Origin of the sequence: Salmonella sp. SAL-020 (assembly GCF_017372215.1) — a bacterium.
Classification (GTDB): Bacteria; Pseudomonadota; Gammaproteobacteria; order Enterobacterales; family Enterobacteriaceae; genus Salmonella; species Salmonella enterica.
Genome location: NZ_CP071690.1, coordinates 92497 through 109207 on the forward strand (window position 1 = coordinate 92497; position 16711 = coordinate 109207).

The window sequence follows — 16711 nt, forward strand, 5'->3', positions numbered from 1 at the left end:
ACAGACTATGAAAATTAGCGACGGAAACTGGCTGATCCAGCCTGGCCTTAATTTGATTCACCCGGTTCAGGTGTTCGACGTTGAACAGCACGGGAATGAGATGGTGATCTATGCCGCGCCGCGTGATGTCCGCGAACGAACCTGGCAACTGGATACCCCGTTGTTTACCCTGCGCTTTTTCTCGCCGCAGGAAGGAGTGATAGGTGTACGGATGGAACACTTCCAGGGCGCTTTGGATAACGGCCCACATTATCCGCTCAATGTCTTGCAAGATATCAACGTGGAGATGCAGAACAACGCCGAATTTGCCGAACTCAAGAGCGGCAGCCTGAGCGTGCGCGTCACCAAAGGCGAGATCTGGTCTCTGGATTTTCTGCGCAACGGTGTACGTATCACCGGTAGCCAGTTGAAGAATAACGGCTATGTGCAGGATACCAACAGCGGGCGCAACTACATGTTCGAGCGTCTGGATCTCGGCGTGGGCGAAACCGTCTACGGGCTGGGCGAGCGCTTTACCGCGCTGGTGCGTAACGGTCAGACGGTGGAGACCTGGAACCGCGACGGCGGCACCAGCACCGAGCAATCGTACAAGAATATCCCGTTCTATATCACCAACCGTGGCTACGGTGTGCTGGTGAATCATCCGCAGTGCGTGTCGTTTGAAATTGGCTCCGAGAAAGTCTCCAAAGTTCAGTTCAGCGTCGAGAGCGAGTATCTGGAATACTTCGTCATCGACGGCCCGACCCCGAAAGACGTGCTGAACCGCTATACCCAATTTACGGGTCGTCCGGCGCTGCCGCCCGCCTGGTCGTTTGGCCTGTGGCTGACCACCTCATTCACCACCAACTACGACGAAGCGACCGTTAACAGTTTTATCGACGGTATGGCCGAGCGCAATCTGCCGCTGCACGTCTTCCACTTCGACTGTTTCTGGATGAAAGCTTTTCAGTGGTGCGATTTTGAATGGGACCCGGTGACTTTCCCCGATCCGAAAGGGATGATTCGCCGCCTGAAAGCGAAAGGGCTGAAAGTCTGCGTGTGGATTAACCCCTACATCGGCCAGAAATCCCCGGTCTTCCAGGAGTTGAAAGAGAAAGGATATTTGCTAAAACGCCCGGACGGCTCCTTGTGGCAGTGGGATAAATGGCAGCCGGGACTGGCGATTTACGACTTCACCAACCCGCAAGCCTGCGAATGGTATGCCGACAAGCTGAAGGGCCTGGTGGAGATGGGAGTGGACTGCTTCAAAACTGACTTCGGCGAACGCATTCCAACGGATGTGCAGTGGTTTGATGGTTCAGATCCACAGAAAATGCACAACCATTATGCCTACATCTACAACGAACTGGTGTGGAACGTGCTGAAAGAGACCGTCGGCGTTGAAGAGGCGGTGCTGTTCGCCCGTTCCGCCTCGGTGGGCGCGCAACAGTTCCCGGTGCACTGGGGCGGCGACTGCTACGCCAACTACGAATCGATGGCGGAAAGCCTGCGCGGCGGGCTGTCCATCGGCCTGTCAGGGTTTGGCTTCTGGAGTCATGATATTGGCGGATTCGAGAATACCGCGCCGGCGCATGTCTACAAGCGGTGGTGCGCATTCGGCTTGCTCTCCAGCCACAGCCGCCTGCACGGTAGCAAATCCTACCGGGTTCCGTGGGCCTATGACGACGAGTCCTGTGACGTGGTGCGCTTCTTCACTGAACAGAAGTGCCGGATGATGCCGTATCTGTATCGGGAAGCGGCGCGTGCCAACGAAGCCGGTACGCCAATGATGCGGGCGATGATGCTGGAGTTCCCGGACGATCCGGCGTGTGATTATCTTGATCGCCAGTACATGCTGGGAGATGCGGTCATGGTAGCGCCGGTATTTAGTGAAGCGGGCGACGTGGAGTTCTACCTGCCAGAAGGCCGCTGGACGCACCTGTGGCGCAACGATGAAGTGCAGGGCAGTCGCTGGCATAAACAGCAGCATGACTTCCTGAGCCTGCCAGTGTATGTGCGTGACAATACACTACTGGCGCTGGGCAACAATAGCCAGAAGCCCGATTACGCCTGGCATGAGGGTACGGCCTTCCAGTTATTCCATCTGGATGACGGCTGCGAAGCGGTCTGCGAAGTCCCTGCTACGGATGGTTCGACAATCTTTACGCTGCAGGCGAAACGCACAGGCAATACCATTACGGTGAGCGGCGAAGGCGAGGCGCGCAACTGGACGCTGTGTCTGCGTAATATTACGCAGATTAGCGGTACCAAATGCGGCTCATATGCGGGAAGTGAACTGGGCGTAGTGGTTACCCCGCTGGGAAATGAAGTGGTGATTACGCTTTAAATCTGAATCGCCGGATGGCGCCGTGAGCTGCGCTTATCCGGCCTACAAATGAGCAAGAACCGTAAGCCCGGTAAGCGCCATCGCCACCGGGCAAGCCCTCAATTACAGCGCTGGCTCCGTTGACGTAACTTCACCGCCGGACACCACGCCCGCTTGCATCGTCTGTGTTATCTGCTGCTTTTGTGCGTTGACCGCGTGTAATTGCCCGTTTACCGTCGGTTTCAACGGCGCATCGGCCTGAATATTGCCGCTGGCCGTGAGCTGAATATTGCCATCGCCAGCAATCGGTAATGCCGGCCAGCCCCACTGCTGTAGCACATCCATTGGTACGCCGCGTCCGTTCAGGCTGATTTGCGTCTGACGCTGCGGCAGTTGCGATACGCTGGCAGTGGCTTCCAGCATCCCTTTTCCAGTAAACGCGCTCAGATCGCTGATGTTGACCGTGCTGGCATTAGCCGTCAACGACAGCGACGGGCGGCGCACGTCCACACGGTTAAAGGTTGCCGCTGCGGCGTTGAGGGTCGCATTGCCGCTCCAGACGCCCCATTGATGATGTTGTACCAGCTCCAGGTTTGCGCCGTAGCCGTCCAGGGCGGTGATTTGCCACGGGAAGGCCGGGTCGATATCGATCACCAGATTGCGGCTGGCGCTGAATTTTTTCAGCGTCAGGCTGTTCAACCAGTCGGGCAGCGGCTTCATCCATAACTGCTTCCAGTTTTCCGGCAGCGTATACTCCAGCCCGGCGATAGCGGTATCGTCCAGAATAAGCGCTTTGCCTTCGCGTAACCAGGCGCCGGAGGTTCTGACCATACCGCCTTCCCAGCGGGTGGTGAACTGGCGTAGCGCAACGCCCTGTGGTGAAAATTCGGCGTTCAGGATTGGATCGAGCAAGTGCAGCGAGCCGTAAATAAACTCGCTGGCGTTCATCGATAATTTACCTTCCTGACTTTGCCAGTCTTCTTTGCGCAGAGTCAGATTGCGCAAACTCAGGTCAAGATCGGTGACAGCCCAGTCTGGTCCTTGCAGGCTGGAGTCCGTCACTTCAAGACGACCAATCTGCAAAGATGGAACCGTAGTAAGCGGCGCGAAAAACTCGCTCAGGGATTTATCGCTTTGTAACCGAATATCATTCAGCCGCAGATTTTCAACGACCCAACTACCGTCAGCGTTACGCCGGGCGACGCCGGTTAACGCTCCGCGCGCCATATCGGCGCCGACGGTGTTTAACATCACCTGATCATGGTCGATACTGCCTTCAATAAGCACATTAGTGGCGGGAACGTCGTTTAACGTCAGCGAACCGGCGCTCAGTTGGATCTGGGCTTTATTGCCCAATACCCGACCGGCTTCGGGGTGCCATGGCATAACGCCGCCGTTAACGCGCTGGGCGCTCAACCGCCATTCGCTACCGGGACTATTGAGCGCCATATTGCGAAGTTGCAGGCGGTCGGCCTCAAACGGGAAAGGGGCGGTTTGCACTGAAATATTCAGCGTGCCGTCCTGTAACAGAATCGTGTCGACATGCAGCGGCGCGGTTAACTGGCGAATGCTCAGACCGATATCTACGGTTTTCGCGACCAGGGTAGCAGGCTGACCATCACGACCAAAGGTCACATTCTCCAGTAAAAGATGGGATGGGGCGGAAAAACGATGATCCATCACGTCGAATGTGAGGTGATAACCGCTGTTCTCTGATACCCAGTTGCTGACATGATCTGCGCCCCAGCGCGTTTGCAGCAGAAAATAAAAGCCGAAAATCACCACTAAACAGGCGATCAGCACGTAGAGAAGCAACCTCCCAATCAATTTCATGGTCTTCCATCCCGTGAAATGCACATAGGGGATTTATGCACGATTTGCGTGCAATCCTCAAGACAGGAATGGTGAAAGAGCGTTACAGCAGCGGCGAATCGTGTCGCCGCCGCAGGGTTTTTACGGTTTTTCCGGCGGGAGAATCAGGTTCAGCACGATAGCCGTGATGCCGCCAGCGGCAATTCCGGATGAGAGCAGATTTTTCACCCATTCCGGCGCGAACTGCAGGATCTGCGGCTGTTGCGAGACGCCAAGACCCACGGCCAGCGACAGGGCGATAATCAGAATCGCGCGGCGGTTCAGCGGCTCACGCGAGACAATACGCACCCCGGAGGCGGCAATGGTGCCGAACATCACCAACGTGGCGCCGCCGAGCACCGGTTCCGGGATATGCTGCACAAAACCGCTTACCGCCGGGAACAGGCCGAGTACAATCAGCATCAGCGCGACAACAAATCCCACATAGCGACTGGCGACGCCAGTCAACTGAATTACGCCGTTGTTCTGACCGAAACAGGAATTCGGGAACGTATTAAATACCGCTGAAACAAATGAGTTCAGGCCGTTAGCCAGTACGCCGCCCTTTAGCCGTTTCATGTACAAGGGGCCGGATACCGGCTGCTCGGAGACATCAGAGGTGGCGGTGATGTCTCCGATGGTCTCCAGCGACGTAATCATAAAGACCAGCATCAACGGCAGTAACAGGTTCCAGTCAATGCCCAGACCATAATACAGCGGGGTCGGCACCATCAGGATGTCCTGCGAGACCGGCGCGTTATTCTCAGGCAACATGCCCATAAACCAGGCTAAAAGATAGCCTGCCGCCATGGCAATAACCAAAGAAGCCACGCGCAGGTAGGGATTACGCTGCCGATTCAGCAGGATAATAATGGCCAGGACGACGCCGGCCAGCAGCAGGTTTTTCGGTGCGCCAAAGGTGTTGTCGCTCATGGCGGCATAGCCGCCGCCGATGGAGGTTAGCCCCACCTGAATCAGCGACAGGCCAATAATCATCACCACGACGCCGGAGACTAACGGCGTGATAATCCGGCGCGCCAGATGTAGAATGCGAGAAAGCACCATCTCGGTGCAGCTTGCCAGCATCAGCGTGCCGAACAGCGCCGCCATCATCGTCGGGACATCCGCGCCGCCGGTTTTCAGCGCGGTACCGCCCATAATCAGCGGGGCGACAAAGTTAAAACTGGTTCCCTGGATGGATAACAGCCCCGATCCTACCGGCCCCCACGCTTTGATTTGAATAATAGAGGCTACGCCGGAGGCGAACAGCGACATGCTGATAATGTGCTGCGTATCCTGCGCCGGTAAACCCAACGCCTGGCAGATTAACAGCGCTGGCGTGATTACCGCGACAAACATGGCCAGCAGATGCTGACAAGCGGCAAAAAGGGTTTGAGGGAGCGGCGGGCGATCTTCAAGACGGTAAATTAATTCGCTGTTTTGCGTCTGCGCAACCGGTTGCGCATCTGCCGACTCGATGGCGTTAACGGACATCAGGGACATTCTCGTGGTGGAAAAGCGGTGATTTTATCTGACCAGGTGGTAAAAGCAAACGATTGCTAGCGAATATTCTTAATATTTAAAAAAGATAAATGCACCTTTTTATATAACTTTTTGCCTTTTTCTGCTTAAAATCCATGCCGAAGACTCGCAAAGAGCTAAAAAAATGACTCAGGAAATGATTTGTGCGCACATGTCACAGCGCACTACAGGAGCTTTAAATGTTTGAACTCGATACCTTATCGACCCTTGTCGCCGCCACGCTGGTGCTGCTACTGGGTCGCAAGCTGGTCCAGTCTGTCTCCTTACTGAAGAAATATACGATTCCGGAACCGGTGGCGGGGGGGTTACTGGTCGCGGTTGCTCTGCTGGTGCTGAAAAAAAGCGTCGGTTGGGAGGTCAACTTTGATATGACCCTGCGCGATCCGTTGATGCTGGCGTTTTTCGCGACGATCGGCCTTAACGCTAACCTTGCCAGCCTGCGCAAGGGGGGACGCGTTGTTGGCGTCTTCCTGGTCGTCGTGGTCGGATTACTGCTGATGCAGAATGCCATCGGTATCGGCATGGCGAGTCTGTTGGGGCTGGACCCGTTAATGGGGCTGATTGCCGGGTCAATTACGCTGTCCGGCGGACACGGTACCGGCGCGGCGTGGAGTAAACTGTTTGTCGAACGTTATGGTTTTGCCAATGCCACCGAAGTTGCGATGGCATGTGCAACCTTTGGCCTGGTGCTGGGCGGGTTGATTGGCGGTCCGGTAGCGCGTTATCTGGTGAAACACTCCACCACGCCGGATGGAATGCCTGACGATCAGGCCGTGCCGACAGCCTTTGAAAAGCCGGATGTGGGCCGTATGATCACCTCTCTGGTGCTAATCGAAACCATCGCCCTGATTGCTATCTGTTTGACCGTGGGCAAAATCGTAGCGCAGCTACTGGCGGGAACGGTGCTTGAACTGCCGGTCTTCGTTTGTGTGCTATTTGTTGGGGTGATCCTCAGCAATGGCCTGGCGCTGGTGGGTTTTTATCGCGTATTTGAGCGTGCTGTTTCGGTACTGGGGAACGTGAGTTTGTCACTGTTCCTGGCAATGGCGCTGATGAGCCTGAAGCTGTGGGAACTGGCGTCGCTGGCGCTGCCGATGCTGGCGATTCTGGTGGTACAGACCATCTTCATGGCGCTGTACGCGATCTTCGTCACCTGGCGCATGATGGGGAAAAACTACGATGCGGCGGTGCTGGCGGCGGGTCACTGCGGTTTTGGCCTGGGCGCAACGCCGACCGCCATTGCTAATATGCAGGCGATTACCGACCGTTTTGGTCCCTCGCATATGGCGTTCCTGGTGGTGCCGATGGTCGGCGCGTTCTTTATCGATATCGTCAATGCGTTGGTGATTAAGCTGTACCTGATGTTACCGATTTTCGCGCAATAAGGGTTTGTACGGCGGCATTAAAGCCGCCGTGCTCACTAGGCGTTGGAATAACGTTCGGTTTCCGGCATCCAGCGCTCAATCAGCGCTTGTGCCTGCTGCGGATAACGTTCGTGAATATGACGGGCAATACGCTGAACTTCGGGGATTATGGCCTGATCGCGCAGTAAATCCGCAACTTTAAATTCGGCGTTCCCTGTCTGGCGCGTGCCCAGTAATTCCCCCGGGCCGCGAATCTCTAAATCTTTTTGCGCAATCACAAAACCGTCGTTGCTATCGCGCAATACCTGTAAACGCTTCTGCGCCGTTTTCGACAACGGCGATTTATAGAGCAGCACGCAGTGCGATGCGACCGCGCCACGGCCAACACGGCCTCTGAGCTGGTGTAATTGCGCCAGGCCCAGTCGCTCCGGGTTTTCAATAATCATCAGGCTGGCGTTAGGAACATCGACCCCCACCTCAATCACCGTAGTGGCGACCAGCAGATGCAGTTCACCCTGCTTAAAGGCCTGCATCACCGCCTGTTTTTCGGCGGGCTTCATGCGGCCGTGTACCAGGCCGATATTCAACTCCGGTAACGCCAGCTTGAGCTCCTCCCAGGTGGCTTCCGCCGCCTGCGCTTCCAGCAGGTCAGATTCTTCAATCAGCGTACAGACCCAGTAGGCCTGACGGCCTTCGGTTGTGCAGGCGTTGCGCACACGATCAATGATTTCATGGCGACGGGTATCCGGAATAGCAACGGTAGTGACAGGGGTACGGCCCGGCGGTAGCTCGTCAATCACCGAGGTATCGAGATCGGCGTAGGCAGTCATCGCCAGGGTGCGAGGAATGGGCGTTGCGGTCATAATCAACTGATGCGGATGAAAGCCCTGCTGCTGGCCTTTTTCCCACAATGCCAGCCGCTGGTGGACGCCAAAGCGGTGCTGCTCATCGATAATGACCAGCGCCAGCCCGTTAAACTGCACCTGTTCCTGGAAGATAGCGTGGGTGCCGACAATCATCTGCACCTGACCGCTGGCAATAGCCTCTTGCTGCGCCTGACGTGCTTTACCTTTTTGCTTACCGGCCAGCCAACCCACTTCAACGCCCAACGGTTCGAACCAGTTGCGGAAATTATTTGCGTGCTGTTCAGCCAGCAGTTCGGTCGGCGCCATCAACGCCACCTGCTTACCGTGGGCAATAGCGCGCAAGGCGGCAAGCGCCGCAACCAACGTTTTACCGGAACCCACGTCGCCCTGAACCAGACGCATCATTGGCACATCGAGCGCCATATCACGTTCGATCTCTGCCACCACCCGCGCCTGCGCGCTGGTGGGTTTAAACGGCAACGACGCCAGCAGCTTGTCTTTCAATATGTTGTTGGTACTTAGCGGCTGCGCGTGATAGCGCTGCGCGCCTGCGCGAAGCGCCAGCATACTGAGATTATGCGCCAGTAGCTCTTCAAGAATAAGCCGCCGCTGCGCCGGGTGTTTGCCGGTTTCTAAATCGGCGAGCTGGAGCGTCGGCGGCGGGCGATGCAAGGTACGTAGCGCCTCCGGCAGGCTCATCATACCCTGCGCCAGTTCCGGCGGCAGTAGTTCGGCAATGGCGCAGGTGTCGAGCAACTCCAGCGCCTGATCGGTAAGCTTGCGCAGTGTCGCTTGCTTCACGCCCTCGGTGGTCGGATAGACGGGGGTGAGCGTTTCCTGAAGTTCCGGCGTGCTGAGATCGCCCTGCAGGCGATATTCCGGATGGATCATCTCTGCGCCATACTTGCCGCGCTTCGCTTCCCCGTAGGCCAGCACACGTCGTCCCGTCGCCAGGCTGTTTTTCATCGCTGCGTTAAAATTGAAAAAGCGCATGGTAAGAATGCCGGAACCGTCGCTAATCTGGCAGGTCATCATCCGACGACCGCCGAAAGTGATATTGCAGTTCAGCACTTCGCCTTCAACGGTGGCGTAGATGCCAGGCAGCAGTTCGCCAATGGGGTAGAGATGGGTGCGGTCTTCGTAACGCAGAGGGAGGTGGAGCAGGAGGTCCTGCACGGTGTGCAGGCCAATTTTCGCCAGTTTACTGCTTTGCGCTGCGCCGACGCCTGTCAGGGAATTGAGCGGAACAGCGTCTAACAAGCGGCCTGACATGGTGATTACCCTGCCGCCTGCATCGTCGCCCACCAGTCAGCATCGGCGTCGATTTCGCCCTGCTGATTGACGCGAGGATAAGGCAGACCTTTACGTTTAGCGACTTTCGCCAGCACCGGATAACCACCCTCAAACAGCAGGCGCTGCTGTTCATCTTCCGGCAACATGCTATTTTCACGCAGATACATGCCCGCGTTCTGTCGCTGGCGCTGGGCTTCATAAAGAATGAGCGCGGAGGCGACGGAAACGTTCAGCGACTGTACCATGCCGATCATCGGAATGATGATATCCCGATCCGCCAGGTCTAATGCTTCCTGAGTAATACCGGTTTTCTCCTGACCCATCAGAATACAGGTCGGGCGCGTGTAATCAATCTCGCGAAAGTCTACGGCTTTATCAGAAAGATGGGTTGCCAGAATCTGCATTCCCCGTCCTTTCAAATGGGCTACCGCATCGCCAATGGTACGGTGAGTTTTCACCTGTACCCAACTGTTGCTGCCCGCCGCCGCGGAAGCCATGGTGCGCATCCGGCTACCTGGCCAGATAGCATGGACTTCATGGACGCCAACGGCATCTGCGGTACGAATGATTGCAGAAACGTTATGAGGTTTGTGGACTTGCTCCATGCAGACCGTGAGATCAGGCTGACGCCTGGCGAGCATTTCGCATATACGCGCATAACGTTTTGGATTCATAGCGCTAGTTTCGGTTACGGGTGACTTTAATAACGTCTGGCATCACGCGGATTTTGCGCATGATATTCGCCAGATGTACGCGATCGCGTGCGGTAAGGCGAATAAAGGTACTATAGACGCGACCATCTTTCTCTTCAGTATTCAGGCTTTGAATATTGGAGGTGGTGGTATTAATCGCCGCCGTCAGGTTAGCCAGCGCGCCCTGATGGTTAAACATTTCCACCTTGATTTCGGTAATGAATTCCTGCTCCGTCTCTTTGTCCCATTCGACCGCCATAAATTTCTCTGGCTCTTTCTGGTATCCACGGATATTACGGCAGGATTCGTGGTGGATCACCAGTCCTTTACCTGGGCTGACGTGAGCGATGATCGGGTCGCCTGGGATCGGACGACAACACTTCGCAAAGGTGATAAGCACGCCATCCGCGCCTTTAATCGGCAGGTGGCCGTGATTCGATTGCGCAACGGTCGGCACCACGGCTTCGCCTTGCTGCAGATTTTTCGCGACCACTACGCTCATCGCGTTGCCGAGACCGATTTCCGCCAGCAGATCGTCAAGCGTTGCCAGCTTCATACGATCCAGTTCGCGCTGAATATTTTCCTGCGGAATTTCCGCCAGCTTACGACTGCCGCCTAAAGCATGGTTAAGCAGACGACGGCCCAGGCTTACGGAGTCATCACGTTTGAGGTTTTTCAGCAACTGACGAATTTTAGCGCGCGCTTTAGAGCTGACGACAAAGTTCAGCCAGGCGGCGTTGGGACGCGCGCCCGGCGCGGTAATAATTTCGACGGTCTGACCGCTGCTAAGCGGCTGCGACAGCGGATAAGGCTGGCGGTCGACACGCGCGCCGACGCAGGCGTGGCCGATGTCGGTATGCACTGCATAGGCAAAATCCACCGGCGTAGCGCCAGCGGGCAGTTCGACAATGCGCCCTTCCGGGGTGAAAACGTAAATCTCATCCGGGAAGAGATCGGATTTTACGCTTTCGATAAATTCAAACGAACTACCGGCGCTCTGTTGTAGCTCCAGCAGGCTCTGCATCCAGCGCTGGGCGCGGATCTGCGCCGTGGTGCTGGTCTCACCGTGTTCTTTATACGCCCAGTGTGCCGCGACCCCCATTTCCGCCATCTGATCCATATCTTCGGTACGGATCTGGACTTCAACAGGAACGCCGTGCGGGCCGATCATCGAGGTGTGCAAAGACTGATAGCCGTTCGCTTTGGGAATGGCTATATAGTCTTTCACCCGTCCCGGACGCGGCTTATAGAGACTGTGCATCTGGCCGAGTACGCGATAGCAGGTATCGGAGTCATGAACGATCACGCGAAACGCGTAAATGTCCATGATCGAGTGAAAACGCTGCTCTTTGAGCACCATTTTACAGTAGATCGAGTAAAGATGTTTTTCGCGACCGCTAATGCGACACGGAATTCCCGCCTCTTGCAAGCGTCCTTCGATTTCAGAGAGGATTTTTTGGATCATCTCTTTACGGTTGCCGCGCGCCGCTTTTACCACTTCTTTAATGACGCGGTAACGATTGGGATACAGCGCTTCAAAACCCAGCTCTTCCAGCTCGGTTTTAATGTGATGAATACCTAAACGGTGCGCCAGAGGACTGTAGATTTCCAGCGTTTCACGGGCAATACGACGACGTTTATCCGGGCGTAACGAGCCCAGCGTGCGCATGTTATGGGTACGGTCAGCAAGCTTAATGAGAATGACGCGGATATCCTGCACCATCGCCATAATCATTTTGCGAAAGTTTTCGGCCTGCGCCTCTTTCTTATCGCGGAACTTGAGCTTATCAAGTTTCGACACCCCCTCTACCAGCTCGGCAACGCTTTTACCGAAAAGCTGTTCCATGTCCTGATAGGTGGCGGGGGTATCTTCAATCACGTCATGCAGCAGAGCGGCCATCAGCGTTTCGTAGTCGAGTTTCATCTCGGCCAGAATACAGGCCACCGCTACCGGGTGCGTGATATAGGGTTCACCGCTTGAACGTGTCTGGCCCTCGTGAGCGTCACGTGCAACGAGATACGCCTGCCGAAGACGCTTAATCTGGTCTTCCGGCAGGTAGGTTTGAATCAGTTGATTCAGGCTTTCAAACAGATACAAGGGCGACCCGCTTTGTGATTAACGACGACCTTCAGCAATAGCGGTAACGGCTTGTAATTCAGCGGCTTCCTGCTCTTGCTGTTCCTGGCGCTCGCGGACGTCGAGGATCTGGTTGTTAATCAGACCTTCTTCGATTTCGCGCAGCGCGATAACGGTAGTTTTATCGTTTTCTTCCGGTACCAGCGGATCCTTTCCGCCTACCTGCATCTGACGAGCGCGACGCGCGGCGACCAGTACCAGGTCAAAACGGTTACCAATTTTCTCTACAGCGTCCTGAACAGTTACGCGTGCCATACTTAAAATGCTCCACAGGTGAAGAAATGACTGGGCATGATACTGAAAGTGGGTTCAGTCTGCCAACAATTTGCTGATTAAAGCGTCATGACGCTGCTTTTGGCGGCTCATACGCAGACGTTCAGCGCGAATGATAGTTTTCAAGTCGCTTAACGCGGTATCAAAGTCGTCATTCACAATAAGATAATCATATTCGGCGTAATGGCTCATTTCTGCAACCGCTTGCGCCATTCGTTTGGCAATGACTTCTTCGCTATCTTGCCCGCGGCCGCGTAAACGGCGATCCAATTCGATCTTTGATGGCGGCAAAATAAAAATGCTGCGTGCTTGCGGCATCTTTTCGCGAATTTGCTGGGCGCCCTGCCAGTCGATATCCAGAAAAACATCAACGCCGGTTGCCAGCACTTGCTCAATGGTTTCGCGCGAAGTGCCGTAGTAATTGCCAAACACTTCCGCGTGCTCCAGAAACGCCTCCCTGCCAATCATGGTTTTAAACTCATCATGATTTACAAAGAAATAGTGCTCACCGTGCACTTCACCCGGACGCGGCGCGCGCGTGGTATGTGAAACGGAAACCTGAGTGTCATACAACGGTTGGGTTTTTAATAAAGCCTGAATCAGGCTGGATTTACCCGCGCCACTGGGGGCAGAAACAATATAAAGCGTACCTTGAGCCATGAGTATCTTACGTCTGTGATTATCGAAATAGAGCCTTGATACGGGCTTATTATACACATCGCCGTTATGCGACGTAGTCTTTGTCACACTTTTTGCGCCAGATTATTGCATTTTGCGTCCCTTTTTCCGCTTTTATCGCGTCGTTGCAGCAACCCACCAAAAAATCTGGAAAGCGGCTCGGATGATGCATTTTTACCTGTCGGTTTTTATTCACTAAAGCGCTATACCTGCCGGGCAATGTGCGCAGGAGGTCGTGATGAGATTATGGAAAAGTATGGCGTGGGGAATTTTATTGTGGCATTCGCAGAGTGGGGCGCTTTGCCCGGCCTGGCCGCCAGCAAGGGCCGCTGAAGAAATCACCCGTTTACAGCAACAGCTCGCTGACTGGAATGACATCTACTGGAAACAAGGTGTTAGCGCGGTTGACGATAGTGTGTACGACCAGCTCAGCGCAAGGCTGGTTCAGTGGCAACGCTGTGTTGGTCAGGATGTTTCATCTACTCCGGTTTCACCGCCGTTAAACGGTACAACAATGCACCCTGTTGCGCACACGGGCGTACGTAAACTCGCGGACCGACAGGCGGTAGAACAGTGGATGCGCGGGCGCAGCGAGCTTTGGGTACAGCCAAAAGTGGATGGTGTAGCGGTAACGCTGGTTTATCAAAACGGTAAACTGACCAGGGCTATCAGCCGGGGTAACGGACTACAAGGCGAGGACTGGACGCCAAAAATTCGCCTGATCCCCTCTATACCGCAGACAACACAAGGCGCGCTTGCTAACGCGGTGTTGCAGGGCGAAATCTTTCTACAGCGCGAGGGACATATCCAGCAACGGATGGGCGGGATGAATGCGCGCTCGAAAGTCGCAGGAATGTTAATGCGCCAGGATAACGCCTCCGCGCTAAATTCGTTGGGTATTTTTATTTGGGCGTGGCCGGACGGTCCGGCAAATATGCCCGAAAGATTAAGCCAACTTGCTAAGGCTGGATTCAGTCTGACGAATAAATATACCCTGGCGGTAAAAGATGCCAGCGAGGTCGAGCGGGCGCGCCAGTCATGGCTGACGTCAGCATTACCCTTTGTAACGGATGGCGTAGTGATACGCATGGCTAAAGAACCTGCGTCACAACACTGGCGACCCGGGCAGGGCGACTGGCTGGCAGCATGGAAATATCCGCCAGTAGCGCAGGTCGCGCAAGTGAGCGCTATTCAGTTCTCGGTGGGGAAAAGCGGCAAAATTACCGTAGTAGCGTCGCTTGTCCCCGTTATATTGGATGATAAGCGGGTTCAGCGGGTCAATATCGATTCTGTGAAGCGTTGGGAAGCGTGGGATATCGCGCCGGGCGATCAGATCCTGGTGAGTCTGGCGGGGCAAGGCATTCCCCGGCTTGATGAGGTCGTCTGGCGGAGTCGTGAGCGGAGTAAGCCTGTACCGCCTGATAGCCATTTCAACTCGCTGACCTGCTTTTACGCGTCGGAAACGTGTCAGGAACAGTTTATCTCCAGGCTGGTATGGCTGGGGTCACGGTCGGCGTTGGGTCTGGACGGAATGGGCGAAGCCAGCTGGCGGGCCTTGCATCAGACGCATCGCTTTAAGCATATCTTCTCCTGGCTTGCCCTGACGTCAGCGCAAATAGCCAACACGCCAGGCTTTGCTAAAGGAAAAAGCGAGCAGATATGGCGGCAATTTAACCTGGCGCGCCGGCAGTCGTTTACCCGCTGGATCATGGCGATGGATATCCCCTTAACGCAGGCTGCATTACAGGCCAGCGGCGATCGTTCATGGGAGCAGTTATTAATGCGAACAGAGCAACACTGGCGGCAGTTACCAGCGACGGGCGAGCGTCGTGCCGGGAGAGTCATCGACTGGCGGAATAATCCGCAGATCAAAACGCTGAGCAGATGGCTGGCTGCTCAGCATATTCCCGGATTTGGGTCTTAGTGCCCTTCATGGCGGTAATAAAATACCGGCAGGCCAAGTTTAAGACGTAGCGCTAATAACCTTGCTGTAAAGCCAAACAGTAACGTAGAGATAACGACGACATCCGGATTCATGACGTAATGTTGCAGCGCAATATAGAGCACCGCCGAGGCGAACGAAATGCCGGCATATAGCTCTTTTTGAAACACCAGTGGAATGCGTTTGCAGAACATATCGCGGAGCACGCCGCCAAAGACGCCGGTAGTGACGGCGGCTACCACGGCGATAATTGGCCCTTCGCCCATATCAAGGGCTATCTGAGCGCCAATAATAGAGAAAACCACCAACCCCAGCGCGTCAAGTACCAGGAAAAGCTTGCGTAAATAGGGCATGACGGGGGCAACAATGGTGGTCAATACAGCGGCAGTCGCCACAATAATGACATATTCGGGATGCTTCACCCAACCCAGCGGATAGTGACCGAGCAGAATGTCGCGAACTGAGCCTCCACCAATGGCGGTGGCGGTAGCAATAATAATTACGCCGAATGTATCCATGCGACGACGACCCGCAGCGAGTGCGCCCGTCATGGCCTCGGCAGTGATGCCAATTAAATAAAGAACGTGCAACAGCATGATTTCCCCCTAATTTACTGGGGGCGAAGATTAACGATTTGTGCGCTGTATCACGATTGAGATTTTCTAAGGCATTACACGATTAATAAATTTTAGTAATGATTTTAAATTTATGATTAATAATTATTTATTATAAATATCAATAAATTGAACATCATTTTTGTGGTTTATTGTATACGAGGTTTTTCTGTTTTGACTTAGATAAATTAAATGAACGGCGCCCTGGATGCGCCGCCGGTGAGTTATTTCATTATGGCTGCTGTGCGGTAAGTTGTGTGATGAAGCGCTGGCGCGAGCGTTCCACATACTGTTGCAAGCCATTGGAATCAAAGAATGCCTGTGTATCGCCGTTGCGAAGTTGCTGTCGTTTCTCCAGTAGCCCGAAGCGGTCACCTTTGTTGGCAATAAAGATATCAACATGCTGGGCGGCCAGCGTCTTAAAGCTACCCTGAATATCAGTAACCAGGTCAGGGTAATTTTTGTTGTTAATCAGCAGATAGTCGGGCGTGGCGAGACTGTCAGCGTAAATTAGCGTCTTGCCGTTGCGGAGCGTTACGCGCCAGGAGGTTGAGCCGGGTAGATGTCCAGGCGTGAATAGCGCTGTCACGGTTATCCCTCCGAGGATGATGCTTTCCTGGTGGTGGATAATTTTATCGGTGGTGACGGGCGGGAAGGGGAGCGCATCGCCAAGCGCAAAATCCTGTCGTCCACCCCTCGCCATCTGATCGGCGTTGGGTTGGCTGGCGACCAATTGTGCGCCGCTCCACGCTTTCAAACGTGCCATGCCCCCCGCTTGATCCAGCCGCGCATGGCTATTCAACAGATAGCGCACGTCTGTGAGGCGGAATCCTGCCGCTTCAATATTCGCTTTAATTTGCGGTGCGCTTTCATCCAACCCCGCATCAATAAGAATATGCCCTGCCGGAGTGGTCAGCAGAATAGAAGAGAGATTTTTCGTGCCGACATACCACACGCCTTCTGTGATTTGAAACGGCTTTATAGGCTTAGCCCACGCTTTAAACAGTGATAACGGAGGCGTGGGTGATAACGGTTGTGAAGGATCTAATGCCGCCATGGCAGGAAGTGCTGATGTTGAAAATATACATACAAAGAATAATGCATAGCGATTCATAATGTTCTCCTGATTGAAGCGCCCGCAGTATACCTGGCAG

Annotated in this window: 12 protein-coding genes; 3 read left to right on the plus strand and 9 right to left on the minus strand. The window is 54.7% G+C overall.

Annotated elements, in window-relative coordinates; all coding sequences use genetic code 11:
* Nucleotides 1-7 precede the first annotated feature (7 nt).
* Complete coding sequence (gene yicI, locus J1G48_RS00445; RefSeq protein ID WP_000702990.1) at nt 8-2326, plus strand: alpha-xylosidase; 2319 nt, start codon at nt 8-10, stop codon at nt 2324-2326.
* A gap of 102 nt (nt 2327-2428) precedes the next feature.
* Here the strand turns inward: yicI and J1G48_RS00450 are convergent, their stop codons facing one another.
* Both J1G48_RS00450 and xanP read right to left on the minus strand, forming a co-directional pair.
* The gene (locus tag J1G48_RS00450) at nt 2429-4138 is read right to left on the minus strand and encodes an AsmA family protein (protein ID WP_000766659.1); all 1710 of its coding nucleotides are present in this window, start codon (nt 4136-4138) and stop codon (nt 2429-2431) included.
* 120 nt (nt 4139-4258) lie between these two features.
* On the minus strand, nt 4259-5650 hold the full coding sequence (gene xanP, locus J1G48_RS00455; protein WP_000115436.1) for a xanthine/proton symporter XanP: 1392 nt from the start codon (nt 5648-5650) through the stop codon (nt 4259-4261).
* A gap of 227 nt (nt 5651-5877) precedes the next feature.
* Here xanP and gltS point away from each other — a divergent pair, with 227 nt between their 5' ends.
* Nucleotides 5878-7083 (plus strand): sodium/glutamate symporter, encoded by a 1206-nt coding sequence (gltS, locus tag J1G48_RS00460; RefSeq protein WP_000462250.1) that lies wholly within the window; start codon nt 5878-5880, stop codon nt 7081-7083.
* 35 nt (nt 7084-7118) lie between these two features.
* Here gltS and recG read toward each other — a convergent pair whose 3' ends face one another.
* From recG to gmk, 5 genes are read right to left on the minus strand one after another with little or no spacing between them, the layout of a single operon-like run.
* Nucleotides 7119-9200 carry an ATP-dependent DNA helicase RecG gene (gene recG / locus J1G48_RS00465; protein WP_000016747.1) on the minus strand — a complete coding sequence of 694 codons (2082 nt, stop codon included), beginning with the start codon at nt 9198-9200 and terminating at the stop codon, nt 7119-7121.
* 5 nt (nt 9201-9205) lie between these two features.
* Nucleotides 9206-9895, minus strand: a complete 690-nt coding sequence (trmH, locus tag J1G48_RS00470) for a tRNA (guanosine(18)-2'-O)-methyltransferase TrmH (protein WP_001068436.1) — start codon at nt 9893-9895, stop codon at nt 9206-9208.
* Between the two features lie 4 nt (nt 9896-9899).
* On the minus strand, nt 9900-12011 hold the full coding sequence (spoT, locus tag J1G48_RS00475) for a bifunctional GTP diphosphokinase/guanosine-3',5'-bis pyrophosphate 3'-pyrophosphohydrolase (protein WP_001714181.1): 2112 nt from the start codon (nt 12009-12011) through the stop codon (nt 9900-9902).
* Between the two features lie 18 nt (nt 12012-12029).
* Nucleotides 12030-12305, minus strand: a complete 276-nt coding sequence (gene rpoZ, locus J1G48_RS00480; protein WP_000135058.1) for a DNA-directed RNA polymerase subunit omega — start codon at nt 12303-12305, stop codon at nt 12030-12032.
* A 54-nt stretch (nt 12306-12359) separates the two neighbouring features.
* Nucleotides 12360-12983: a guanylate kinase gene (gmk, locus tag J1G48_RS00485; protein ID WP_000046966.1), complete on the minus strand. Its 624-nt coding sequence runs from the start codon at nt 12981-12983 to the stop codon at nt 12360-12362.
* A gap of 256 nt (nt 12984-13239) precedes the next feature.
* Here gmk and ligB point away from each other — a divergent pair, with 256 nt between their 5' ends.
* A complete protein-coding gene (ligB, locus tag J1G48_RS00490) occupies nt 13240-14925 on the plus strand; it encodes an NAD-dependent DNA ligase LigB (protein WP_001241846.1) in 1686 nt (561 codons plus the stop codon).
* On the opposite strand, the gene J1G48_RS00495 is transcribed toward ligB, so the two are convergent.
* The gene (locus tag J1G48_RS00495; RefSeq protein ID WP_000924334.1) at nt 14922-15539 is read right to left on the minus strand and encodes a trimeric intracellular cation channel family protein; all 618 of its coding nucleotides are present in this window, start codon (nt 15537-15539) and stop codon (nt 14922-14924) included. The genes ligB and J1G48_RS00495 overlap by 4 nt on opposite strands.
* Nucleotides 15540-15789: 250 nt before the next feature.
* Entirely contained in the window at nt 15790-16671 is an 882-nt protein-coding gene (locus J1G48_RS00500; RefSeq protein ID WP_001082975.1) for an HARLDQ motif MBL-fold protein, read from the minus strand.
* Nucleotides 16672-16711: the final 40 nt, after the last annotated feature.